General features: G+C 54.2%; 23 protein-coding genes. 11 read left to right on the top strand and 12 right to left on the bottom strand.

Going from position 1 to position 23080, the window contains the following annotated elements; translation table 11 throughout:
- Nucleotides 1-31 precede the first annotated feature (31 nt).
- From F1E05_RS01125 to fdxA, 6 genes are all read left to right on the top strand, one after another.
- Nucleotides 32-877 (top strand): HDOD domain-containing protein, encoded by an 846-nt coding sequence (locus F1E05_RS01125; protein ID WP_150046155.1) that lies wholly within the window; start codon nucleotides 32-34, stop codon nucleotides 875-877.
- Between the two features lie 186 nt (nucleotides 878-1063).
- Nucleotides 1064-1408 carry a DUF2069 domain-containing protein gene (locus tag F1E05_RS01130; RefSeq protein ID WP_150046156.1) on the top strand — a complete coding sequence of 115 codons (345 nt, stop codon included), beginning with the start codon at nucleotides 1064-1066 and terminating at the stop codon, nucleotides 1406-1408.
- A 5-nt stretch (nucleotides 1409-1413) separates the two neighbouring features.
- Nucleotides 1414-2112, top strand: coding sequence for a DnaA regulatory inactivator Hda (hda, locus tag F1E05_RS01135; protein WP_150046157.1), 699 nt, complete (start codon nucleotides 1414-1416; stop codon nucleotides 2110-2112).
- Nucleotides 2109-3041 (top strand): ketopantoate reductase family protein, encoded by a 933-nt coding sequence (locus F1E05_RS01140; protein ID WP_150046158.1) that lies wholly within the window; start codon nucleotides 2109-2111, stop codon nucleotides 3039-3041. The genes hda and F1E05_RS01140 overlap by 4 nt, the downstream gene beginning before the upstream one ends.
- A gap of 142 nt (nucleotides 3042-3183) precedes the next feature.
- Nucleotides 3184-5289: an elongation factor G gene (gene fusA, locus F1E05_RS01145; RefSeq protein ID WP_150046159.1), complete on the top strand. Its 2106-nt coding sequence runs from the start codon at nucleotides 3184-3186 to the stop codon at nucleotides 5287-5289.
- A gap of 151 nt (nucleotides 5290-5440) precedes the next feature.
- On the top strand, nucleotides 5441-5764 hold the full coding sequence (gene fdxA / locus F1E05_RS01150; RefSeq protein WP_150046160.1) for a ferredoxin FdxA: 324 nt from the start codon (nucleotides 5441-5443) through the stop codon (nucleotides 5762-5764).
- 82 nt (nucleotides 5765-5846) lie between these two features.
- Here the strand turns inward: fdxA and F1E05_RS01155 are convergent, their stop codons facing one another.
- From F1E05_RS01155 to F1E05_RS01185, 7 genes are all read right to left on the bottom strand, one after another.
- Nucleotides 5847-6248, bottom strand: a complete 402-nt coding sequence (locus F1E05_RS01155) for an RNA-binding protein (RefSeq protein WP_150046161.1) — start codon at nucleotides 6246-6248, stop codon at nucleotides 5847-5849.
- 53 nt (nucleotides 6249-6301) lie between these two features.
- A complete protein-coding gene (locus F1E05_RS01160; RefSeq protein ID WP_232056738.1) occupies nucleotides 6302-6907 on the bottom strand; it encodes a DUF3240 family protein in 606 nt (201 codons plus the stop codon).
- A 341-nt stretch (nucleotides 6908-7248) separates the two neighbouring features.
- Nucleotides 7249-7554, bottom strand: a complete 306-nt coding sequence (locus tag F1E05_RS01165) for a DUF3240 family protein (protein WP_150046163.1) — start codon at nucleotides 7552-7554, stop codon at nucleotides 7249-7251.
- The gene (locus F1E05_RS01170; protein ID WP_150046164.1) at nucleotides 7551-10613 is read right to left on the bottom strand and encodes an efflux RND transporter permease subunit; all 3063 of its coding nucleotides are present in this window, start codon (nucleotides 10611-10613) and stop codon (nucleotides 7551-7553) included. Before F1E05_RS01170 ends, F1E05_RS01165 begins: the two co-directional genes overlap by 4 nt.
- Entirely contained in the window at nucleotides 10613-11707 is a 1095-nt protein-coding gene (locus F1E05_RS01175) for an efflux RND transporter periplasmic adaptor subunit (RefSeq protein WP_150046165.1), read from the bottom strand. The genes F1E05_RS01170 and F1E05_RS01175 overlap by 1 nt, the downstream gene beginning before the upstream one ends.
- A complete protein-coding gene (locus tag F1E05_RS01180; RefSeq protein ID WP_150046166.1) occupies nucleotides 11704-12984 on the bottom strand; it encodes a TolC family protein in 1281 nt (426 codons plus the stop codon). Before F1E05_RS01180 ends, F1E05_RS01175 begins: the two co-directional genes overlap by 4 nt.
- Nucleotides 12985-13084: 100 nt before the next feature.
- Entirely contained in the window at nucleotides 13085-13474 is a 390-nt protein-coding gene (locus F1E05_RS01185) for a hypothetical protein (protein WP_150046167.1), read from the bottom strand.
- A 371-nt stretch (nucleotides 13475-13845) separates the two neighbouring features.
- Between F1E05_RS01185 and F1E05_RS01190 the strand changes: the two genes are divergently transcribed.
- Together F1E05_RS01190 and F1E05_RS01195 are read left to right on the top strand one after the other, a co-directional pair.
- The gene (locus tag F1E05_RS01190) at nucleotides 13846-14790 is read left to right on the top strand and encodes a Tim44 domain-containing protein (RefSeq protein ID WP_150046168.1); all 945 of its coding nucleotides are present in this window, start codon (nucleotides 13846-13848) and stop codon (nucleotides 14788-14790) included.
- Nucleotides 14754-15410 (top strand): class I SAM-dependent methyltransferase, encoded by a 657-nt coding sequence (locus F1E05_RS01195; protein ID WP_150046169.1) that lies wholly within the window; start codon nucleotides 14754-14756, stop codon nucleotides 15408-15410. Before F1E05_RS01190 ends, F1E05_RS01195 begins: the two co-directional genes overlap by 37 nt.
- Nucleotides 15411-15419: 9 nt before the next feature.
- Here the strand turns inward: F1E05_RS01195 and nirJ are convergent, their stop codons facing one another.
- The 3 genes from nirJ to F1E05_RS01210 all read right to left on the bottom strand — a co-directional run bounded on the left by nirJ (nucleotide 15420) and on the right by F1E05_RS01210 (nucleotide 18361).
- Nucleotides 15420-16571, bottom strand: coding sequence for a heme d1 biosynthesis radical SAM protein NirJ (gene nirJ / locus F1E05_RS01200; protein ID WP_150046170.1), 1152 nt, complete (start codon nucleotides 16569-16571; stop codon nucleotides 15420-15422).
- A 3-nt stretch (nucleotides 16572-16574) separates the two neighbouring features.
- Entirely contained in the window at nucleotides 16575-17054 is a 480-nt protein-coding gene (gene ahbB / locus F1E05_RS01205) for a siroheme decarboxylase subunit beta (protein ID WP_150046171.1), read from the bottom strand.
- A gap of 290 nt (nucleotides 17055-17344) precedes the next feature.
- The gene (locus F1E05_RS01210) at nucleotides 17345-18361 is read right to left on the bottom strand and encodes a GlxA family transcriptional regulator (protein ID WP_197737400.1); all 1017 of its coding nucleotides are present in this window, start codon (nucleotides 18359-18361) and stop codon (nucleotides 17345-17347) included.
- Nucleotides 18362-18498: 137 nt separating this feature from the next.
- Here F1E05_RS01210 and F1E05_RS01215 point away from each other — a divergent pair, with 137 nt between their 5' ends.
- Complete coding sequence (locus tag F1E05_RS01215) at nucleotides 18499-19572, top strand: class I SAM-dependent methyltransferase (RefSeq protein WP_150046173.1); 1074 nt, start codon at nucleotides 18499-18501, stop codon at nucleotides 19570-19572.
- A gap of 210 nt (nucleotides 19573-19782) precedes the next feature.
- On the opposite strand, the gene F1E05_RS01220 is transcribed toward F1E05_RS01215, so the two are convergent.
- Nucleotides 19783-19977: a hypothetical protein gene (locus F1E05_RS01220; RefSeq protein ID WP_150046174.1), complete on the bottom strand. Its 195-nt coding sequence runs from the start codon at nucleotides 19975-19977 to the stop codon at nucleotides 19783-19785.
- A gap of 319 nt (nucleotides 19978-20296) precedes the next feature.
- Here F1E05_RS01220 and yihA point away from each other — a divergent pair, with 319 nt between their 5' ends.
- A complete protein-coding gene (yihA, locus tag F1E05_RS01225; protein WP_150046175.1) occupies nucleotides 20297-20905 on the top strand; it encodes a ribosome biogenesis GTP-binding protein YihA/YsxC in 609 nt (202 codons plus the stop codon).
- A 68-nt stretch (nucleotides 20906-20973) separates the two neighbouring features.
- The gene (locus tag F1E05_RS01230; protein ID WP_150046176.1) at nucleotides 20974-21507 is read left to right on the top strand and encodes a hypothetical protein; all 534 of its coding nucleotides are present in this window, start codon (nucleotides 20974-20976) and stop codon (nucleotides 21505-21507) included.
- Nucleotides 21508-21570: 63 nt separating this feature from the next.
- Here F1E05_RS01230 and zwf read toward each other — a convergent pair whose 3' ends face one another.
- Nucleotides 21571-23067, bottom strand: coding sequence for a glucose-6-phosphate dehydrogenase (zwf, locus tag F1E05_RS01235; RefSeq protein WP_150046177.1), 1497 nt, complete (start codon nucleotides 23065-23067; stop codon nucleotides 21571-21573).
- Nucleotides 23068-23080: the final 13 nt, after the last annotated feature.

Raw genomic sequence — 23080 nt, forward strand, 5'->3', positions numbered from 1 at the left:
TAGGCGCAATTTTCGCATTTGTAATTTGTTAATGACAATTTTTACTCAAACGCTGAAGGCAGAAGATTTATTACGAGGCGATCTAAAGTTAGCGTCGCCGCCTACCGTTTATCTGGCATTAACCAAAGTTATCGAAGACCCAAACAAATCCAATCGCGATGCTGCCGCAGTCATAGAAAGCGATGCCGGCTTGGCAATGCGTTTGCTTAAAATCGTCAATAGTGCTTATTTCGGCTTTCCTGCCAAAGTCAGCTCGCTACCGCTCGCGGTTTCTCTGATCGGGGTTAGAGAACTGCAAAATTTGGTGCTGGCGACTTTGGTGATCGAGCGATTTTCCGAGTTACCCGGCCAGCAGTTTTCCATACACGACTTTTGGGCCAGAAATTTGCGTTGCGCGCTCGCCGCACGGCATTTGGATGTTTTGTCGGGCAAAAAATATGCGGATACCGCTTTTTTATGCGGCTTGGTGCATAACATCGGTCAGTTGGTTATGTACAGGCGCATACCGGTGCTGGCCAGAGAAGTAGACCTGCTATTGCGCGCACAAACTTCGCCCGACATCGACGAAGCAACGATAGAGACACAGATCATCGGTTTCGATAGGTACCAAGTCGGCGCCGCCTTATCGACCATGTGGAAGTTACCGCCGATAGTGACTGATTCGATACGTTTGCATCGGTTTCCCGATTTTACCGGCGAGCATGCGCAGATAGCGGCATTGGTGAGATTAGCCAATCAACTGAGCAAAGTGGATATGCCGGCACTTTCCGCGGCGATCGACGGGGTGGATTTAGGCGTGGAACAGATTAGCGCCGTGCTCGACCGCGTTCACGAGGAGTTTGCAACCTTATTCGATTTGTTTTATCCGCCGACGTAACGTCGAGAAATAACCGGCTCGATAATACTTTTGGAGCGACGAGTTCCCGATAAACACGATTCCGCGAGAAGGCAATGCACATGACGCCGCTCGGAAGAACATACAGCAACGAAACTGCTTTTAACCACCGAGTTTGTGATAATGACCCGCCGTCGGCTATGAGCCGATATCATCCCTTGAATATCGATGCAGAGAATTTATTATCACTATGCGGCGTTAGCCGGTTTTTTCGGTTTGTTTTTTTTGCTGATGGCCTGGCCGACCTTGTTAGCGCCGAACACCGGTTTACCCAAGGCGTTGCTGTTGATCGTCAGTGTCGGGCCATTGTTGTTACCGTTCAAAGGCTTTTTAAAGGGGCGCTTGAAAAGTTGCACCTGGATGAGCTATCTGAGCCTTCCATATCTGCTACACGGCATTACCGAGGCTTATGCCGATCCCATTCAAAGGCCGTTTGCATTAACCGAAGCGATATTCAGCTTGCTGCTTTGTTTCGGCGCAGGGTGCTACGTTTATACGGCGGAAAAGCGTTAAATTTCATGCCCGAACAACTGATAGTGCAATTCGAATATCGGAGCGACCGAACGTTTGCCGGCTATTACCCGGGGGCAAACGCCGAAGTGCTAAGGCATTTGCAACGCACGGCCATAGGCGAAGGCGAACAACAAATTTTTTTGTGGGGTAGCCGCGGCGGCGGGAAAAGCCATTTGTTGCAAGCATGCTGCCAATTCGCCAAGGCGCAAGGCAAGGATACGTTTTATCTGGATCTTTCCGTCCAAAGTCTGCCAAATCCTAACATCTTGGACGGTTTGGAGCACGCCGAGTTGGTATGTCTGGACGACATCCATAAAATTGCCGGCCAGCCTGATTGGGAACTGGCCCTTTTTCGGTTTTACAACGCGCACAGACAAAACGATAACCGTCTCATTCTATCGGCCGAAAGCCCACCTAAATACCTGGCTCTGCAATTACCCGATTTAAAAACGCGCATGGCTTGGGGATTGACGCTGAAAATCCAAGACATGGACGACGTCCAATTGAGCGAAGCGTTGCGTTTCAAAGCGAGGTACTTAGGGTTTGATATGCCGACTAAAGTAGCGCGGTTTTTAATCGCGCGTTATGTACACGATTTAACGGCGTTGTGGCAAGTATTGGCGCATATTGACAAAGCGACCCTATCGGCACACCGCAAACTAACCATTCCGTTTTTGAAACAAATCCTGGCGGACAAGCTTTGAGTGCGAATATTTTGATAGTCGGTGCCGGGGCGATAGGCGGATTTTACGGCGCATTATTGGCAAAAGCGGGGTGTAAAGTATCGGTAGTCTGCCGCTCGGATTACCGAATAGTCTCGACGCAAGGTATCGAAATCGACAGTTTCTCGCTCGGGCGTTGGACTTTCCGTCCCAGCCAAGTGCTACAACATAGTCGGGAATACAAAGGAGACCCGGATTTTCTGATCTTATGCTGCAAAGTCGTGCCTAGCGTAGACCGGGCGGCATTACTACAAGGTGCGGTTGCCAATAAAACCGCGCTCGTGTTGTTGCAAAACGGCGTGGAAATCGAGTGGGAGCTGCAGCAAGCCTTCCCCGACAACGAATTGATCAGCGGCTTGGCGTTCGTTTGTTGCAATCGCACAGCGCCCGGCAAAATCGAGCATTTGGCTTACGGCCGCTTGGCCTTGGGAAGTTTTCCCGCCGGCCTCAGCCCGGCTACCGAACGCCTGAAAAATATGTTTAACCTAGCTGGCATGGAATGCGTCAGCAGCAACAATATCGTGGCCGACCGCTGGCAAAAGTGCGTATGGAATGCGCCTTTTAATCCGCTATCGGTTTTGTCCGGCGGTTTATCGACTGCCGAGATCCTGGCAATGCAAGAGGCTTTAGTCAGGCGCATCATGCAAGAAGTTTGTGGCTTGGCAGAGGCGTTAGGCTATCCGATGCCGGAACACTGCGTCGAATACAACATCGAGAAGACCCGCCGCATGCCGCCGTACAAAACCAGCATGTTATTGGACTTCGAGCGCGGACAGCCGATGGAAACGGAAGCCATATTGGGCAATGCGGTGCGTGCGGCCAAACGCCGCAATATCGCTTGCCCAAGTTTGCAAACCCTATATGAATTAATGTGTTTGCGCGAGCAGGGGCAACATAAAATCAAAACATAAAATTCTTGCAATAGAATTGACATTCTGTTTTTTTTGATTTTCTAGTAGAATGGGCGGATTTCTCATTGACACTGTTCGTGCAGAAAACTTCGGCAATAGTGCCAAGAGTAAAAACGTTTTCATCTCCATCAAGAGTATAACCATGACTGATCTATCGCTATATAGAAACATCGGCATCTTCGCGCACGTCGATGCCGGTAAGACCACCACTACCGAACGGATTTTGAAGCTGACCGGAAAAATCCATAAAATCGGCGAAGTACACGATGGTGCGGCGACGACAGATTTCATGGTGCAAGAACAAGAACGCGGCATCACCATTCAATCGGCGGCGACAACCTGCATGTGGGCGGGCAGTACCAATCAATTTCAACCGCACCGCTTCAACATCATCGATACTCCGGGACACGTAGACTTTACCATCGAAGTATATCGTTCATTGAAAGTACTGGACGGCGGTATCGGCGTATTCTGCGGTTCCGGCGGCGTTGAGCCGCAATCGGAAACCAACTGGCGCTATGCCAACGATTCTAAAGTCTCCCGCGTCATCTACGTCAACAAACTGGACCGGCTGGGTGCCGACTTCTACCGCGTCGTCAAACAGGTCGAAGACGTATTGGGTGCGAAGCCGGTCGTAATGACCCTGCCTATCGGCACCGAAGAAAACTTTGTCGGCGTCATCGATTTGCTGACTCGCAAAGCCTGGATCTGGGACAACTCCGGCGACCCGTTGAAATACGAAATTCAAGACGTGCCGGCCGACATGGCAGAGCAAGTCGAGGAATGGCGCGCTAAACTGATCGACCAAGTCGCCGATCAAGACGACGATATTATGGAAAAATATCTGGAAGGCGAAGAGCCGACCATCGAAGAAATTAAAAAATGTATCCGCAAGGGGACCATCGCGATGGACTTCTTCCCGACCTTCTGCGGCTCTTCCTTCAAAAACAAAGGCGTGCAATTGGTATTGGACGGCGTTATCGAATACTTGCCGAATCCTACCGAGGTCAATCCGCAACCGGAAACTGACATTGAAGGCGTACCAACCGGCGAACACGCCATTGTCGACCCTAACCGCCCATTCCGCGGCCTGGTGTTCAAAATCATGGACGACCGCTTTGGCGCGCTGAACTTCGTCCGGGTTTACTCCGGTAAATTGAAAAAAGGCGATACCGTATTGAATACCTATACCGGCAAAACCGAACGGATAGGCCGAATGGTGGAAATGCACGCCGACGACCGTAACGAAATAGAAACCGCGCAAGCCGGCGACATCATCGCGTTGATCGGTTTGAAAAACGTACAAACCGGCCACACTCTGTGCGACCCGGACAAGCCCGCCACATTGGAGCCTATGGTATTCCCGGATCCCGTCATCTCGATCGCGATTTCGCCGAAAGATAAGGGAAGCAACGAGAAAATGGGCATCGCAATCGGCAAAATGGTGGCGGAAGACCCGTCTTTCCGCGTCGAAACCGACCAAGAATCCGGTGAGACCATCATCAAAGGCATGGGCGAGTTGCACCTGGACATTAAAGTGGACATCCTGAAACGGACCCACGGCGTTGAGGTTAACGTCGGCAAACCGCAAGTCGCCTACCGCGAAACCATTACCCAGCGCATCGAAGACGAATACGTCCATAAAAAACAATCCGGCGGTTCCGGCCAGTACGCGAAAATCAACTACATTATCGAACCGAGCGAGCCGGGTAGCGGCTTCCAGTTTGAGTCATCCGTGGTCGGCGGTAACGTCCCGCGCGAGTTTTGGCCTGCTGTCGAGAAAGGATTTAAAGCCAGCATTGATAAAGGCGTGTTAGCCGGCTTCCCTTGCGTGGATTTCAAAGTCAATTTGACCGACGGTGCATTCCACGCGGTCGACTCGTCGGCTATCGCCTTCGAAATCGCTGCCCGCGCCGCTTACCGTCAAACGGTTCCTAAAGCGTCTCCACAGTTGTTGGAGCCGATTATGAAAGTGGACGTGTTCACCCCGGAAGCTCACGTGGGTGACGTGATCGGCGACTTGAACCGCCGGCGCGGCATGATTAAATCTCAGGATCCGGGCGTGACCGGCGTACGCATCAAAGCGGACGTGCCTCTGAGCGATATGTTCGGTTACATCGGCGATTTGCGCACGATGACCTCCGGACGCGGCCAGTTCTCGATGGAGTTTTCGCACTACACGCCTTGCCCGAAAAACGTGGCGGATGAAGTGATCAAGGAAGTGAAGGAACGCGAAAAGAATAAATAGCGGCCTGCACGGCAGTCGATAGCAGTCGCTATCGGTTGCCGTATTCAGGTCTTATCAGGCCAGCATCGGACTGCCAGCCGGCAGTCTTGTTATCAACCCCGTTTCCGCGCATAGCGGAAGTCCGTTCATTATCTAACCTTGGAAGGATATTATGGCTTTTGTAGTTACCGAAAACTGTATCAAATGCAAATTCACCGATTGCGTCGACGTGTGTCCGGTCGATTGTTTTCACGAAGGGCCGAATTTTTTGGTTATCGACCCTGATGAATGTATCGACTGCACCTTGTGCGAGCCAGAATGCCCTGCGAATGCAATCCATTCAGAAGACGACTTAGCTGACGATCAAGCACATTTTGCCGGCCTGAACGCCGAATTGTCCAAAACTTGGCCGTCGATTACCGAGGTGAAAGACGCCTTACCCGATGCCGAAGAATGGAACGGAAAACCGGGCAAATTCGCATTATTGGAAAAATAAGCTTGGAAAGCCGCTAAGCGCTTAGCGGATAACACAAATATTATAATTTTGCACCGCCATAAGGGTGGCCGGCGACGGTCGTTTACCAACGTATCGGGCTGTCGGCTTCACCCAATCGGGGCGGGAATTCTCTGACGATTTCAACCGTCGTCCCCCTGCGCCTATCCGCAACCCGCCTGTCTTGGCCGAAAACGTTTTTGAATGTCGGCCGGTTTTGCCGCACATCGTTATGCCAACTGCGGTAATAATACGGCCGAATGACGGTGAACTTGCCCTTGAAGCGATTGCCCCTTAATTTCTTAATTGCCCTGGCGGCCGCGCTGTCCGGCAGAACGTTGATCAAGCCGTGGCATTCTAAATTGCCGGTTTTCGGATCGTGTAATACCAGTACTCTGGCGCCGATAATTCTGCCGGCTTTTTTAAACAGCCCGCCTTTTAAAGCCGGTTCGATGAAATCCACAAGCTCCCGCGGATGGCTATCCATGGGAATTTTCCGCAAGAAAATGACCATTAGTATGTCGGTAGTTTAAACAAGCACTAAATAACCCCAAATTCCACGACGGGAGATACCCAATAATGAATATCATGCCCGGTAAATTGGCTTTTCAATTTTTCAATTAACGCCGAAATCACCTGTCGGGTTGCATAAAGCTGATAACGCTTGGACTGGTGTTCCGGACCGTCTAATTCGGTCATAAACCGGATAATATTATACTCTTGCCCAACCGGTTCTACGCTGGCTTCTTGCTTGTATTCCAATTCGAAATTAACTAAACATTCGGCAACAGCCAATTCTATTAACGACGGTACGACAAAAGTAACTTGATATTGTTGGTGATGTAAAGCGTTATAGAAATCGTCTTCGGTATTGAATCTATCGGAGACGTTTTTGATGACTTGCAAATTCTTACCGCGCCGCCGATCGCCGTGGCGTTTTTCGATAAAATCGCTGTTAGTTTGAGCGAGTTGTTGCCGCGGATCGTTATCCCAACTGCGGTGAAAATACGGGCGAACCAGCACATATCTGCCGTTTAAGCGTTTGTTGCGCAACATGTTTATCGCCTTGCCGACCGCCCATTCCGAATCTAAAGTCACCAAACCGTGATATTCGATAGAATCGTAACGAATATCTCGCAATGCCAATATTTCTATATTCAGTATGCGGCTGGGTTTTTTAAAGAAACCGTTATATAGTGCAGGTCTAACAAATTCGGAAATCTCAACGTGTCTCGTATTAGCGGGTATACGGCGTAAAAAAAGATTCATATTGCGACGCTTTTAATAAAAATTCGGTTATTAGAGTAGCAGCTTACGCGGAGTTTTGCTCGCCGCTCATGCCTGATGCCCGCAATAACAGAACAAGCTGCAGCCATGCTACCCCAAAACCTAGCCGCTTTTATAGTCTAAGGCGAAATCAATAGCCATTGCCGCCAAGACGGAAACGCCAAAATTCTGCTGCAGGCGGTTTGACCGGCCCAATGATGCTAAAGCGTGCCGTGCTCCAAGACCGGAACTATCCAGTAATGAAATCCGGTGCCGGAAAATTCCGTTTTGATTTTGCTTAATACAGGCGCTAGTAGCTGCTTGTCGATATACATCTGGAAGCCCACTTTGCGTTGCCGGCCGGTCACTTGTTCGGCTACCGATAGGCCCTCGTTTCGATGGTCGTGGGCATAAACCGGAAAACTGGAGAAACCTTGCGCGGTTTCGAAAGTCAGCAAGCAATCGACCATGGCTTCTTCCAAGGTCGGGGCAACGTGGATGGTCACTAAAAAAGCGTCGTGCATCATGCGGCGGACTCCCGGCCGTGGCCGAATAGCGAATACAAAATAGGCAACAAAATCAGCGTCAACAAGGTAGACGAAACAAGCCCGCCGGTTACGACGATAGCCAGCGGCTTTTGAATTTCCGACCCCGGCCCGGAGGCAAACAACAAGGGGATCAAGCCGAAAGCGGCGATACTGGCGGTCATCAGCACCGGGCGTAAGCGCCGGGCGGAGCCAACCATGACGACCCGCGCAATCGGCATGCCGGCGGCATGCAGTTGATTAAAGTAACTGAGCATGACTACGCCGTTTAGTACTGCAATGCCGAGCAGCGCAATAAATCCCACCGATGCAGGTACCGACAAATATTCGCCGGAAAGCCATAAAGCGAACACTCCGCCTATCATAGCTAACGGAATGTTGGACAACACCAATACCGCTTGCCGTACCGAGCCGAAGGTGGAAAACAACAGCAGGAAAATTAAACCTAACGATACCGGTATCACCAGAGCCAAACGGGCCGCAGCCCGTTGCTGATTTTCGAACTGACCGCCGAATTCCACTCGGTAACCCGGCGGTAATTGAATGGACTCGGCAACCCGCTTGCGCACTTCGTCGACAAATCCCACCAAATCGCGGCCTTCCACATTGCTGCGCACCACTACAAAGCGCTGACCTTTTTCCCGGCCTATCGATACCACGCCTTCGACTTCGCGGATATCCGCCGCGGCGGTAATCGGTATATGGCCGCCGTCCGGCAAAGTCAGTTGCAGATTGGCAAAGCCGGCGGTATCGGCGCTACCGCGCAGTAGCAAGGGGGTGCGTTTGACACCTTCTTGTACGATGCCCAGCTGCGTGCCTTCGATTTGGGCGCGCAACATGTTTTCTATCCGGTCGCTGTCCAAACCGAAGCGTCCGGCTGCATCCCGCTTGATGTTCAATTGCAGAAACTGCATGCCTTCGTTTTTGCGCATAAATACGTCGCTGGAACCTGGGATGCCGCGCAGCAGCGTTTCGATTTGTTCGCCTAGGCTGTTTAAAGTGCTGAGATCGGTGCCGAACACTTTGACTGCCAGATCGCCGCGGGTACCGGTCAACATTTCCGACACCCGCATTTCGATAGGCTGGGTGAAGCCGTAGGCGATACCCGGGGTGTGCGGCATGATGCTGCGAATATTCTCGATCAACTGGCTTTTGTCTTCGCTACGCCATTGTTCTTTTGGTTTCAATATCAAAAACATATCGGTTTCGTTCAAACTCATGGGATCTAGTCCCAATTCGTCGGCACCGACCCTGGACACTACGGTTTTGACTTCCGGTACGTGTGCCAGAATGTTTTTTTGTACCAACCCGTCCAACTTGACCGAGTCTTGCAGGCTGATGGACGGCAGCTTTTCCAGCTGAACCACGATCTCCCCTTCGTCCATGGTCGGCATAAACGTACTGCCGATTTGGCCGAAGACTAGGATGGTGGCCGCGAACAGCGCACCGGCGGCAACGAATATTTTGGTTGTATGCGCCAAGCACCAAACCAAAACCGGCTGATAAAGGCGTAGCAATTGGCGCGGCAACCAAGGTTCTTCGTGCGAAACGTCCCTTAATAAAAAAGACGCCAGCACCGGTATCACGGTAAGCGACAACAGCAGCGAACCGGACAAAGCAAACACGATGGTCGCAGCTACCGGTCCGAACAACTTGCCTTCCAGCCCCTGTAAGGTCAAAAGCGGCAAGAATACGATGACGATGATCAGAATGCCGGAAGTGACCGGCACCGCGACTTCGCGGGTCGCCCGATAAATCATGTGCAACCGCGGCAAGCGTTCAGCTTTTTGGTGGTCGGCCAGCTGGGTGATGATGTTTTCCACCACCACTACCGCACCGTCGACCAGCATGCCTATCGCAATCGCCAATCCGCCCAAACTCATCAAATTGGCCGACATGCCGAAGGCCTGCATCAACATAAAAGTGATCATGGCAGCCATGGGCAAGGCTAGCGCTACGGTTAGGGCCGCGCGCAGTTCGCCTAAAAACAAAATTAACAATACGATCACCAAGGCAATGGCTTCGAACAAGGCGCTGCTGACCGTATGCACCGCTTTGCCGACCAGATCGCCGCGGTTGTAAAACACGTTAATCCGCACGCCGGCCGGCAGAGTGGGTTGCAGTTCAGCCAACTTAGCTTCGATCAAATCCACGGTACGGCGAGCGTTTGCGCCGCGCAGGCTCAAAATGACGCCGGTTACCGCTTCGCCGTTGGCGTCCTTGCTGACCGCGCCGTAGCGGGTCAGCGCACCGATTTTGACCTGCGCGACATCTTGAACCCGTATCGGCACCCCATGCTGTTGAGCGATGACAATGGCGCGGATGTCGTTTTCGCCGGTAATCCGGCCTTCGGCCCGCACCACCAAGGCTTCCTCTCCTTCGGTCAAACGCCCGGCGCCGTCGTTACGGTTGTTGGTTTCCAGAGCGGCGCTCAATTGCTCCATACTGATGTTGCGGGCCGCCATCTTCATATTGTCGGGTATGACCTCGAAGCTGCGCACCAAACCACCCAGCGCGTTGACGTCGGCGACGCCCGGCACCGTGCGCAGTAGCGGGCGTATCACCCAGTCCAACAAGCTGCGGCGGTCCATCAAGCTCAAGTCGCCGCCCTCGATCGCAAACATGAACATTTCGCCCAACGGCGTAGTCATCGGCGCGATGCCGCCTTGCACGCCGGGCGGCAGATTACTCCAGACGCCGTTCAAACGTTCGGCGACTTGTTGTCTGGCCCAATAGATATCGGTGCCTTCCTCGAAATCCAGGGTAATGTCGGTAATCGCGTATTTAGCCAACGAACGCAACATGGTTTGATGGGGTATGCCCAGCATTTCGATTTCTATCGGCATGGTGATGCGGTTTTCCACCTCTTCCGGAGTCATGCCGCTGGCCTTGACGATGATCTTGACTTGAGTGGGCGAAACTTCCGGAAAAGCGTCTATCGGTATGTTTTTAAAGGCGTAATAACCGCCGCCGCCGAGCAACAGCATTAGCAGGCAAACCATCAGCCGCTGCGATAACGCGAAGCGAATCATGCTTTCCATCAGTCGTCACCGCCCAAGCCCAACCATGTCGCCTTCAAGGCTACGGCCCCCTGAACCGCAATCGATTGCTGCTCGGTCAACGGGCCCTTGATCAGCGACGCGTTTTCCCGTTTACCGACAATCTCGACCGGCGTAACCGCAAAACCGTCTGCGTTACGAACGAAGACATAGCTGCGTCCGGCATTTTGAGCGAGTGCGGTGTTGGGCACGTTAAAACCGGGACTTAGCGCTTGCTGCAAGACTTCCACATTCAAACGTTGACTAACCTTCAATTGTCCGGCGTCGCCCTCGACCACTGCGCGGGCCAGCAGGGTCTGGCTGTCGGGATCGACACTACGGCCGACAAAACTGATGCTGCCGAATTGTTGAGTGCCGGTGATTTGCACTCTGTCGCCGACCTGAATCCCGCCGCCGCGTTCTTGCGGTAGATAGATCTCCAGCCAAAGCTGCGACAGATCAGCCAACCGGTACAACGGCGCTTGAATATCCAAACGCGAACCTAAGGTGGCGAAGCGGTCCAAGACTGTGCCGGCTATCGGCGCCTTGATGGTCAGCGTGCTACTTAAGCGATGAGTTTTCGCCAGCGCGTCTATCTCTCGAGTAGACATGCCGGCCATGCTTAACAATTGCCGCGATTCGTCGGCTACCGCGGCCTTGCTGGCGTATAGCGCTTGGGTTTCCTGCCAGCGCCGCTCGGCAACCACGCCGGCGTCGAACAGTTTTTGGTCCCGGTTGCGTTCCAATTCCGCCAAATGCAAGGCGCTACGGGCAGTCAGGAATTGTTGCTGCAAGCCGACCAATTCCGGGCTGTGTATCTGCGCAAGGGTTTGGCCTGACTCGACTTTGTCGCCGATATTGACATGCAAGCGGGTTAACAAACCGGGTTGCGGCGCGGTCAGCAACAGCTCGCGGTCGGTGGGGACGGCGACGGTGGCCGGCGCGGATAGCGCCGGAACTTGCCGGCTGGCTTGCAATGAGGCCACTTTAATGGCCAGATTGTCGATTTGTTCCGCGGTCATGCTGATCTGCATCTCGTCCGCGCCCGCGGCCGGCGCGCAACTCAATAAACCGATGAAAATAACGATGCGCTTCATGGTAGTACTCCCACCGCTTGATTGTAGAACGCGGTATTGCGCCGCAAGTTCACCTCTTGTTCTTTGGCATAGCGGGTCGCCTCGAAGCTGCGCGCTTGAATTTTCAGTAAATCCAACAGATTGATTTCGCCGGCTTCGAAACTGAGCGTCATCATTTGCAAATGTTGCTGGGCGATTTCCCGCATTCTTTTGGCTATCGCCAATTCAGTGCGATTGACTTCCAATGTGTGTTCGGCCTCGTGCAAGCCCTTTTCCAACTGACGTTGCAAATGTTCGCGCTGGGCCAACATACGGTTGAGTTCCAAATAGGCTGCGGCGATCTCCGGGGCGTCGTAAGTACTGTGACCGAACGGAATGACCACGCCTATATTGGCGCTCTGCAGGTCGTTACCGCCTCCGGCGTCGCGGCTGCTATTGGCGCCGATGTGTACTTTCGGCTGGTTGACGGTATCGGTGGTTTTCGCCCATTCGACTTCGGCTTGCCTGCGGGAAATTAAAGCATTAATAGCTTCCAACAGCGGATGGTCCGGGCGGACCTCCTGAATCGTGCTTAGGGTTTCCGTGAAATTGGCGGGAACGTGGGTGGTCTGGGTCAAGCTGGAATAGGCTTTACGGCTGTGCATCAGTTCGGCTTCCGCTTGTGCCAATACGCTTTGATTTTGTAGATGATCGGTTTCGGCCAACAACAAATCCGCGCGGGGCAAATCGCCCAACTCCACTCGCCGCTCGACTTTGGCTAACAATTGTTTGGAAATTTCCAGATTGTTTCGGGCTTGTTGCAAACGGTTATCGGCCAATGCAATGGCCCACAAGGCTTCGCGGGTTAAACGGGCCACTTCCAGTTTAACCACGGCCGATTGTTTGGCGGCGGAAGCGCCGGCTTGTTCGGCGATATTTTGCGCGGCGCTACGTTGCCCCCAAAACCAAGGCGTCCATTCCAGGCTGGCGGAGGCATCGCGGGCGCCTTTATCACTGCCGATCCTGTCGTCGGCATATTCCAAGGCCAGTGCGGTAGAGCCGGCAAACCAGGCGTCGCCGCGGATTTTCAACGCGGATGCTTCGTCCGCCAAGGCCTGGCTGATGAGTCTGTCCGGAAATTTGTCCAAAGTCTGGTCCACTAGTTGGCTTAAGCTCAAGCCGGGATCGATTTCCAAAGGGTCAAGATGTTCCACCAATAGCGGAGCTTCGGCGGTAGGACTAAGCGGTTCGGCACGGCCGGGTAAGACGGTCAAACACAGTAACGGCAAACAGTAAGTCATATGACGTAAACGTGTCATATCGAACTCCAAGGAATGAAGAGAACCGGGCTTGGTCGTTAAAAGCCGGGTATGGCAAAACATAGCCGAGACGCAAAAACAGAACGGCTACGGCAAAAGTTTAGGCGGGAGGGGCGCGGGAAGGAGGTTGTTGGCTAAACAGCGTTTGGAGGTAAGCCGCTACGTGCGGTGAAAAATTCAGCGTATCGGCGCAAAAAATTCGCTGCGGGCCAGGTTCGGCCGCGACACAACAAGCAACATGATCGTTGTTGTCCGGATGTTGCGGCTTGATGGCCGATCCGAGTTGTACGATGGCGCTTTGTACTCCGGCTACGTAATCCGGAAGGATTTGCAGTTTGGATTCGGAAGATTTGACGGACAGATGTTCGAATTCATGCAAATGAATGCCGAAATTCAGATTGGTTTCGTCGACATGGGCGTGCACCAGCGGCGCGGCGAATTGCAGCGACACCAGAGCAAGCACCAAAAATTGACGCAATAATGCAACCATTCGACGATTTAATAGTCATTCAGTGGGTTTGCTGCGCTATGCTATACCTTACACACCCCCGGCGCATCTGTTACCTCGCCTCTCAGAGAGACCGGGGTGGATCAAAAAACCGAAGTATGAAGTGCGATGACTAAAGATTGTAGCGCGCTGCATAAGCCGATATTCTACTTGAAATTATACAAACAGCCCTAATTTATTGCCGGGCCGAAGCAGAAAGCAGCAGCGTTTTGCGAGCCGTTAACATCGGTGAACAGATCAGCTAAGATATTGAAAATTATGTATTTATTTAAATGTTGTATCGAATCGCCCCATAGCCGGCCGGTACCGGCCGCATTCGGAATCCCAAGATAACCATCACAGGTAATCCAGCCATGAACAAAAAAATCGGCCTGTTGGCCACGGTATTTTTATCTTTAACTTTGTTGGCAACCGGCATACAGGAAGCCCAAGCCAAACGCTTGGGCGGAGGTAGTTCTTTCGGTAGCCGCCCCAGTTACAGCGCGCCTTACCAACGTTCGACCAGCCCGTCGTCTCCGGCCGCTCAAGCCAGCCGCACGCCAAACCAGCAACAAGCTGCAAGCCAAAATCAGGCGGCTCGGCAAAGTTGGGCGAATCGCGGCGGTCTGATGGGCCTTTTGGGCGGATTGGCTTTAGGAGGTTTGTTGGGTTCCCTGTTTTTCGGCGGTGCGTTCGAGCATCTTAATTTGATGGATATGCTGATATTTGCCGGCATCGCTTATTTACTGTTCCGCCTGTTCGCGGCCAGGTCCGGCGCCCGCCAACCCACGCCCAGCAGCGTGTACGGCCGCAACGACAACCACGATGCCGTCGGCAATCAGTACGGCAATCAAGGCCAGTACGGCGGCAGTTCGTCGGGTTTCGACACCGACGTGATGTTCGGCAAAGATGGTCAGCGGGAAAACCATTCGCAAGCGCCCAACGTTCCGGCGGATTTCGACCAAAAAGCCTTTCTGGCCGGTGCGGAAAGCGCGTTTCGTTATCTGCAATCGGCGTGGGATAACCGCGACTTGGCGGCGATACGCGGCTTAAGCACCGACAAGGTATTTGCCGAGATTCAAGCGCAATTACGCGCTTCCGACGCACAAAATAAAACCGAAGTGTTGAAAGTCAGCGCTGAATTGTTGGAAGTCAGGGAAATAGACGCCTATCTGGAAGCCAGCGTATTGTTCGACAGCATCATGCGCGAAGACGACGGCGACACCGAGCAAGTGCGCGAGGTGTGGCATTTCGTCAAGCCGGTGAGCAGCAAACAAACCAAATGGTTTTTAGACGGCATTCAGCAGCTGGAAATTTAAATGTCGGCCAGCGGGGCGAGGAGATTCGCCAGCGCTACGACCGCTTGGCGCCTTGGTTCGACAGCCTGGAAGGTTTGGTGGAAGGCTTGATCTTCCGCCGCTTTCGTAAAAGACTGTGGGACCAAGTGCGCGGCGAGCATGTGCTGGAAGTCGGGGTGGGCACGGGTAAAAATTTCGCGTTTTACCCGGCCGACGCCCGGATGACTGCCATAGATTTCAGCCCGAAAATGCTGGCACAGGCGCAACGCAAAAAAATGCGTAACAATCTGGACGTGCATTTGGATTTAATGGACGTGCAAAGCTTGGCCTATGCCGACAATTGCTTCGATACCGTGATAGCCAGTTTCGTATTTTGCTCGGTACCCAAGCCGCGCAAAGGTCTCAAGGAACTGCACCGGGTACTAAAACCCGGCGGGCAATTATTGCTGTTGGAACACGTGTTGAGCTCCAACCGGGCCTTGGCATGGCTGATGAACGCGATCAATCCCATGGTCGTGCGCCTATTCGGTGCCAATATCAACCGGCAAACCGTAAAAAACCTGCAAGCCTGCCCTTTTCGGCAAATTTATGTCGATCCGGCCAGTACCGACATGATCAAACTGATCCGGGCCACCAAATAAGTCGTTTCGTTAGGCGTAACAACTGTCCAGAATTTCTTCGTCCAGCAAATAACAACCCGGATCTTCGGCCCAAAAATTACCGGTGAGTTGCTGGGCCCGCACCCGAGTGTTGCCGTTGCAAATGTTTTGAAAATCGCAGCGTTCGCAACGCCCTTGCAACGGCCGCGGCGAAGCTTTTAAGCCCGCCATCAACGGATCGGACACGTCTTGCCAAATTTCCGAAAACGGCCGCTGCCTGACGTTGCCCAAGCCGTAATGCCACCAGAACGTATCCGGGTGCACGTTGCCCAAATTATCGATGTTGGCGACGTTGACCCCGGACGCGTTGCCGCCCCATTGCTGCAATTTGGCTTGAATGTGTTCCGCCCGCTCGGGAAAACGCCGCCGGACCCAATGCAGAAAATACACTGCGTCGGCGTCGTTGTTGCCGGTAACCACTTCCCTATGCGTGCCGGCAATTTCCCACGCCAAGGCTTGTTCGAACAAGCGGTCCATCACCTTACGGGTTAATTGAAACTCGGCATCGTCTTTGCGGTTTTTATTGCCGCGGCCGCCGTAATTCAAGTGCGACAGGTAAAATTTGTCTATATCCTCGTCGTCCATCAAGCGCAGCAAGGCGTCGAAGTCGTGGGCGTTGTCCCGGGTCAGGGTAAAACGCACGCCGGCTTTGATGCCGTGTTGGCGGCATAAGCGGATGCCGGCCAATGAAGCGTCGAATGAACCCGGTTTCTGCCTGAATTGGTCGTGAGCGTCCCGCATGCCGTCCAAACTGACGCCGATGTATTGATAATCGATGGCGGCGATTTGCTCGATATTCGCTGGGCTTATACAGGTGCCGTTGCTGGACAAGGCCACATAAAAACCCAAATCTCGCGCCCGTTGCGAAATGGCAAAAATATCCGGATGCAGCAAGGGCTCGCCGCCGGACAATATCAATACCGGTACTTTGAATCGTTTCAAGTCGTCCATGACCGCATAAATCTCCGGCGTGCTCAGTTCGCCCGGAAAATCGATGTCGGCGGAGGTGGTATAGCAATGCTTGCAAGTCAAGTTGCAGCGGCGAATCAAATTCCAGATCACCACCGGGCCGGAAGGCTTGCGCGGCGGCGTTAACGGGCTGGGGTGCAGAAGTTCTCGGACGTATTGACTGAGTCTGAACATGGCTTACTCCGCGATTCTCAGGCCGGTTTTTTTCAGGATTTTACTGCTGTACAGCACGTCGTGCGCACGGGCGTGGCTACCCAGAACCTCGGCCACTTGGACGACCAAGGCTTGCGCCTCGGCTTCGGTTTTGCCGTGTATCATCGCGAACAGATTGTACGGCCATTCCGGCAAATGCCGCGGCCGCCGGTAACAATGGCTGACAAAGGGCAAAGCCGCCACATCAGCACCTAATCGGTCGACACAATCGTCCTCCACGTCCCACACCGTCATGCCGTTATACCGATAGCCTAACTTGAAGTGATTCGGCACCGCGGCAATCCGGCGGATGATGCCGGTTTCTTGCATTATCGTCAGGCGTTGCATCAGCTCCTGCTCGGAAAGTTGCAGTTGCTCGGCTACGGCACGGTAAGGCTCTGACACCAAAGGCAGGCCGGCCTGAGTGGCAAGGATGATTCGGCGATCTACGGCGTCTATAAGCATGGCGTCATTATAATATCGATTCGAAATTTTATGTTATGGCGCATATGATGGCAGAAACCGACCAGAGTTGCCTCACAGAATAAAACCACAAAACACAGGCAGACGAGCGCGCTTACGTCCCGTTGGCATTGCGCAATGCCTGATCCAACAGAGAATACCGGCTGGGTTGCTTTGCCGGTTGGCTAAACCACGCCCGGAAATGCACTCGGCCGATATGCATGACTGGATGTTGATGACCAAACTCACTAACTACCTTGTTCTAAGGTAGAGCCAACCCGAGCCGGTGCCGATTATTCGTCGTCCTGTCCGAAGCGGGGCAAGCTAAATTTTCTGCGGTAATCTCCAGGCGAAACGCCGACGATACGTTTAAACAAACGGCGGAACGAAGCCGAATCTTGGTAACCAACCTGCCAGCTAATCTGCTCGACCGACGCTCCGCTCCGTTCCAGACGGCGTTTGGCAGCTTCGATGCGCAAATGCTGCACATATTGGATCGGCGAATAACCGGTGGCCTGGCTGAAGCGGCGCTTGAAACTGCGTTCCGGAATTCCTGATCGCTTGACCAGTTCTGCGACCGGAGCGGCCGCCGCAAAATGGCATGCCAACCAAGTTTGCGCGTCTTTCACCACGGCGTCCTGATGATCGACCGGTTGCTCGAACACCAAGTACGGGGTTTGACCGTCTCGGTGCCATTCCAGCGCAAAAAATTTGCAGAAAGCTTGCGCGGCAGCCGGCCCGACGAAGCGCGCAACCAGATAAAGCACCAAATCGTGCCAGGACGCGGAAGCGCCCGACATGACGAACTGCTCGCGCTCTCCGGCGATGACCAGCATTTTCTCCAGGCGTAGCAACACTTGCGGAAAGTTTTGCCGGAAAGTCCCTGCAAAAGCCCAATGCACCGTCGCCGCTTTGCCGTCCAACAAACCGGTTTCAGCCAACAATAATACGCCGGAGCAGGCCGAACACAAGATCGCCCCCCCGGCATGCACGGTTTGCAGCCACTGCACAATGACCGGATAGCGCCCCGTCTCCCAAATCGCATTCTGCACCGCAACCGACGGAACAATCACCACATCGCTGGTTTGAAGATCGTCGAACGTACGCTGCGGTTGCAAGGCCAAACCGCTGGCAGTTCGAAAGGACTCGCGGGAAGGGCCGACGATGTCGACCTGAAACGGCGAGCTTTCCGGGATCACATTGTCGTAACCGCTCAACAGCGTAAAGGCGTTTAACACGTCGTAAATCCCGCTAAGGGTCGAAAACATCGCATCGGGAATTGCAACGATACTGACATGAATCTTGGCCATGGTTAAGACCTCGGGTCTGTGGCTCATTCCCTGGCATAAATGAACCGAACCTGGCCATTCTGACACTCGCCCGCTGAAGTTTAAAGCCGCAAACTATGACTACGACCTGATTTAACCCAAAAAAACCGGAGGAACAGATGACCGCTACCGCACAACCCGCCGATCAGCAACAATTGCAACACTTCCTGGACCGAGTAGTAGGGGATCTGGCAGCCTCCTACGGTGGCGTGATGGTCAGCCTCGGCCGCAGGCTGGGTCTGTATCAAGCCATGGCCCAAGCCGGACCTTTGAGCCCGCAACAACTCGCCCGGCGAGTCGGCTGTGCCGAGCGCTACGTCCGCGAATGGCTCAACAGCCAAGCCGCCGCCGGCTATGTGCAATACCACCCGGCCGGCCAGTGCTACGAACTGACGCCGGAACAGGCCATGGTATTAGCCGATGAGGACAGCCCGTTTTTCATGGCCGCCGCCTGGGACGTCGCCGCATCGATGTGGCTGGACGAGGAAAAAACCCTGCACGCCTTCAAGTCGGGCGATGGCGTCGGCTGGGGCGAGCACCACGATAGGCTGTACTGCGGGGTCTCGGCTTTTTACCGCAACTATTACAAAGCGCACCTGGTATCGCAGTGGCTGCCGGCCCTGGACGGCGTCGAACAGCGCCTGCGGGCCGGCGCCCGCGTGGCCGACGTGGGTTGCGGCCACGGCCACTCCACGCTGCAAATGGCCGCCGCTTATCCCAACTCGCGGTTTTGGGGCTTCGATATCCATCCTGGTTCAATCGAGGCCGCGCGGCGGCATGCCGAGCAACAAGGGCTGGCGAAGCAGGTCCGTTTCGACCTTGGGCATGCCCAGGAATACCCAAAAGCCGGTTTCGATCTGATTTGCTTCTTTGATTGCTTGCACGATATGGGCGATCCGCTGGGCGCGGCAAAATATGCCGCCGAAGCCTTGACTCCGGGCGGTACGGTGATGCTAGTGGAGCCCTACGCCAACGACCGGGTCGAGGACAATCTGAACACCGTCGGCCGGCTGTTTTATGCCGCCTCCACGACGATTTGCTGCGCGCATTCGTTGTCCGAGCACGTCGGCCTGGCCCTGGGCGCACAAGCCGGCGAAGCGCGCTGGGCCGAGATATTCCGAGAAGCCGGTTTCAACAACCTGCGCCGGGCGGCGGAAACGCCGTTCAATTTGATTCTGGAAGCCGGAATATAAAAATTCGCGCACCTGACGCCCCGGCTAACCGGCAGCACCTTGTGGTCCGGTTTACCGCCGCTTTAGGCATTTCGTCGGTTTGTCTCGATACCGGGACGCCTTGAAATCCGGATTGTTGCCGAATTTGTCGATCGGACGATAAAGGTACCCCCCACTAACCTTTGATCGTAATACAGGATACGGCTTTCAGGCTGTCCAAAGCCCCGGTGATCACGGCGCAAAAACGTGCCACAGTTTGCCGGCAAAGCTGATGTCCGTGCTGTTGCCGAAACCTTGCGTCTGTTTGGCCGTCCCCAACAGGCAAAACCGGATAGCCGCCAAATGGATGGACGCAATATAGGCGGCATAGCGGTTTTTTTTCAAATACACTTCAATGGCCCGGCGCATCGAATACAGTTCCAGCATTTAAGCCGGTGACAGGTCCTATCGGTCGTCAGAAAGACCGCTCAATCATGCTTGCCGGTTTATCCGTAAAGCCTGCCCGACCATAGGGCATAGGCTTGTCGGAGTGCTACGCGCCCTTGTATTAGGTGTTTTTGACGGTAAACCACCAGCCCGGTGGCTCAGGCAAAAGCCCGCCTGGCCGATGAATCCGCAAAACCCCGGCACCGGCTTGTCGGAGAACGGTTTGGCGGAGTGGGGAAAACCCGAAACGTCGCCCGCGCGCGGACAGGGTACAATCGAGGCTTTTATCGAATTAGCCAAGAGCTTTTACCTATAGACGATGAATCCCCTTTATTATCAGGCTCGTTTTGTCTGCAGTGCGCCCAAGCTGGAGTCGGCTCCCGCCGACCAGGGCATGGAAATCGCGTTTGCCGGACGCTCCAACGCCGGCAAGTCCAGCGCCATCAATACCATCGTCAGGCAAAACGCCTTGGCGCGGGTCAGCAAAACCCCGGGCCGTACCCAGTTGCTGAATTTTTTCGAGGTGGACGAGCAGCGCCGGCTGGTGGATTTACCGGGCTACGGGTATGCCAAAGTGCCGGAAGCGGTTAAACGCGATTGGTTGAAAATGATGGAGCGTTATCTGCAGCAACGGCAAGCCTTGTGCGGCATCGTGTTAGTCATGGACATTCGCCATCCTCTGACCGAGTTCGATTGGCAGATGGTGCGCTGGTGCGAGCACAGTCGCTTGCCTTTGCACATCTTGTTGACCAAGGCGGATAAGTTGAATTACGGGGCGGCTAAAAATGCCTTGCTCGCGGTACAAAATGACTTGGGGCAGGCGCAGGTGGAGATCAGTTTGCAGCTGTTTTCCGCGCTGGCCAAAACCGGAGTCGACGACGCCCATCAAATTCTGGACGAATGGTTCAAGCTGGATGCGCCGTCGTAAATTGCGCGGTGCAACCGGCTCGGGTAAGGTAAAGCCGGTAAAACAATCATATATTCGAGGGGGAAGCTATGAAAACAACCTTGTTCTGGCTGGGTGGCGCGCTGGTAGCCGGGGCTATGCTCTCCGGTTGCGATTCCAAGCCGAGTGCGGCCGTGACCGAAAAGCCGCGGGCGGAGAACTATCAAACCGTCAAAACCTTGCAAGGCTTGGTGACCTTGGACGAGGGGCCGGCGAAAACCGGCATCGTCAAGGCCTTGAGCGAACAAGGCAAGGTTTTGGCGGAAACCCGGCTGGAAGACGGTCCGCACTACGCGATCGATATTCCGGCCGGCACTGAGTTGCCTATCGTGCTGGCCTATTATCCGAGCGCCGAGGCGGGCGAAAAACAAGGCATGATTTCCGTGGTGGTGCACGCGGCGGCGAGCAAGTTCGACATCAATACCTTGAGTACCCGCATCGCCAAACAAGCCAAAGCCTTGGGCGGCTATACCCACAAAAATCTGGTGCGGGCGGCGGAAGAATCCGGCACCGTACCTGCGGCCAATAAAACCACCGCCGGCTTCCGCGGCGATCCGACCACCCAGTACGGCGGTTGGCATTGATCTCGGCAGAGCCCTAGCGATTGCCGGTCTAAACCGGAGTTGCCCGCGCCGGGTTAAATTAAATCAAGTCTCGCCGCACTCCGGCTCCAGCGAACTGCGCCAGTAATGGCCTTCTTTGGTAAACAGGCGGCGGCTTTCGGGCGGGCCCCAGCTGCCGGCCGGATAAGTGGGGATGTAGTCGCGTTCGGTCACCCAGGTTTGCAGGATCGGGTCGACGATGCGCCAGGCGTACTCGACTTCGTCGAAGCGCAAAAACAACGAGCGGTCGCCGTGGATGACGTCCAGCAGCAAGTCTTCGTAAGCGTCGATGTGGCGTTGGTCGGGCTGGCGAAAACTGGCGTCCAGGCTGGTGGTGTGGGTGCGCATCTCCAAGCCCGGCTGCTTGACGGTCATTTCGATGCGTATGCATTCTTCCGGTTGTATGCCCATCAGCACCCAGTTGGGATTCATGCAACTGACGTGGGTGCCGTGGAAGAAATGCAGCGGCGGGTGGCGGAAGCAAATCGAAATGCTGGATTGGCTGGCGACCATGCGTTTGCCGGTGCGCAGATAAAACGGCACGCCGCGCCAACGCCAGTTGTCGATCAGCAATTTCATGGCCGCGTAGGTTTCGGTGGTGCTGTCGGCCGGAATGCCGGCTTCTTCCAAATAGCCGGGGACTTTTTGCCCGGCTATGCTGCCTTTACTGTATTGGCCGCGAAAGGCGTGAGCGTGCACGGCTGTTTTAGGGATAGGGCGGATCGATTTCAACACTTTGACTTTTTCGTCGCGTAACGCTTCGGCGTCCATTGCGACCGGCGGTTCCATCGCGACCAAGGTCAATAATTGCAGCAAATGGCTTTGCAGCATGTCGCGCAGAGCCCCGGCGCTGTCGTAATATTCGCCGCGGGTGCTGATGCCGATGTCTTCGGCGTGGGTGATTTGTACGTGGTCGATGTAATTGCGGTTCCACAAGGGTTCCAGCATGACGTTTGCGAAGCGGAATACCAGCACGTTTTGCACCATGCCTTTGCCCAGATAGTGGTCGATACGGTAGATTTGTTCTTCGGTCAGATAGCGTTGCAGGCGTTTTTGCAAGGCTTGTGCGCTTTCCAGATCGTAGCCGAAGGGTTTTTCGATCACCACGCGGCGCCAGCCGTATTCTTCGCTCAGCATCTCCACTTTGCTTAAGGATTCGATCACGTGGCCGAAATCGTCCGGCCCGATCGCCAAGTAAAACGCGACGTTTTTCGGAAACTGTTCGGCGTCGTCGTTCAGTGCAGCCGCTAATTCGGCGTAACAGGCCTCATCGTCCAAATTGCCGCGGTGGTAAAACAGACGAGAGCTGAAACGTTCGAATACCGCTTGGTTGAGTTTGGTGCCCTCTTTTTCCTCCAGCATCTGCCGGGTTTCCTGCAGCCATTTGTCTCTATCCCAGGGCCTGCGGCCTACGGCGAGAATACGCGTACCCTCGGGCAATTTATTTTCCATTTCCAAATGATAAAAACCGGGCATGAGTTTGATGCGGGCCAAATTGCCGGTGGCGCCGAAAATTACATAAGTGCAGGCTTCGTAAGACATAGGCGGAACTCCT

The organism is Methylomonas rhizoryzae (genome assembly GCF_008632455.1).
GTDB lineage: Bacteria > Pseudomonadota > Gammaproteobacteria > Methylococcales > Methylomonadaceae > Methylomonas > Methylomonas rhizoryzae.

Excerpts from the sequence above, each read along its gene's own strand:
- F1E05_RS01180 (WP_150046166.1), bottom strand. The coding sequence starts at position 12,984 with ATGACACGTTTACGTCATATGACTTACTGTTTGCCGTTACTGTGTTTG.
- F1E05_RS01185 (WP_150046167.1), bottom strand. The coding sequence starts at position 13,474 with ATGGTTGCATTATTGCGTCAATTTTTGGTGCTTGCTCTGGTGTCGCTG.
- hda (WP_150046157.1), top strand. The coding sequence starts at position 1,414 with ATGCCCGAACAACTGATAGTGCAATTCGAATATCGGAGCGACCGAACG.
- F1E05_RS01130 (WP_150046156.1), top strand. The coding sequence starts at position 1,064 with ATGCAGAGAATTTATTATCACTATGCGGCGTTAGCCGGTTTTTTCGGT.
- fdxA (WP_150046160.1), top strand. The coding sequence starts at position 5,441 with ATGGCTTTTGTAGTTACCGAAAACTGTATCAAATGCAAATTCACCGAT.
- fusA (WP_150046159.1), top strand. The coding sequence starts at position 3,184 with ATGACTGATCTATCGCTATATAGAAACATCGGCATCTTCGCGCACGTC.
- F1E05_RS01170 (WP_150046164.1), bottom strand. The coding sequence starts at position 10,613 with ATGGAAAGCATGATTCGCTTCGCGTTATCGCAGCGGCTGATGGTTTGC.
- F1E05_RS01210 (WP_197737400.1), bottom strand. The coding sequence starts at position 18,361 with ATGGCCAAGATTCATGTCAGTATCGTTGCAATTCCCGATGCGATGTTT.
- F1E05_RS01215 (WP_150046173.1), top strand. The coding sequence starts at position 18,499 with ATGACCGCTACCGCACAACCCGCCGATCAGCAACAATTGCAACACTTC.
- F1E05_RS01195 (WP_150046169.1), top strand. The coding sequence starts at position 14,754 with ATGGTTTTTAGACGGCATTCAGCAGCTGGAAATTTAAATGTCGGCCAG.
- ahbB (WP_150046171.1), bottom strand. The coding sequence starts at position 17,054 with ATGCTTATAGACGCCGTAGATCGCCGAATCATCCTTGCCACTCAGGCC.
- F1E05_RS01125 (WP_150046155.1), top strand. The coding sequence starts at position 32 with ATGACAATTTTTACTCAAACGCTGAAGGCAGAAGATTTATTACGAGGC.
- F1E05_RS01220 (WP_150046174.1), bottom strand. The coding sequence starts at position 19,977 with ATGCTGGAACTGTATTCGATGCGCCGGGCCATTGAAGTGTATTTGAAA.
- F1E05_RS01230 (WP_150046176.1), top strand. The coding sequence starts at position 20,974 with ATGAAAACAACCTTGTTCTGGCTGGGTGGCGCGCTGGTAGCCGGGGCT.
- F1E05_RS01155 (WP_150046161.1), bottom strand. The coding sequence starts at position 6,248 with ATGGATAGCCATCCGCGGGAGCTTGTGGATTTCATCGAACCGGCTTTA.
- F1E05_RS01190 (WP_150046168.1), top strand. The coding sequence starts at position 13,846 with ATGAACAAAAAAATCGGCCTGTTGGCCACGGTATTTTTATCTTTAACT.
- yihA (WP_150046175.1), top strand. The coding sequence starts at position 20,297 with ATGAATCCCCTTTATTATCAGGCTCGTTTTGTCTGCAGTGCGCCCAAG.
- F1E05_RS01175 (WP_150046165.1), bottom strand. The coding sequence starts at position 11,707 with ATGAAGCGCATCGTTATTTTCATCGGTTTATTGAGTTGCGCGCCGGCC.
- F1E05_RS01165 (WP_150046163.1), bottom strand. The coding sequence starts at position 7,554 with ATGATGCACGACGCTTTTTTAGTGACCATCCACGTTGCCCCGACCTTG.
- nirJ (WP_150046170.1), bottom strand. The coding sequence starts at position 16,571 with ATGTTCAGACTCAGTCAATACGTCCGAGAACTTCTGCACCCCAGCCCG.
- zwf (WP_150046177.1), bottom strand. The coding sequence starts at position 23,067 with ATGTCTTACGAAGCCTGCACTTATGTAATTTTCGGCGCCACCGGCAAT.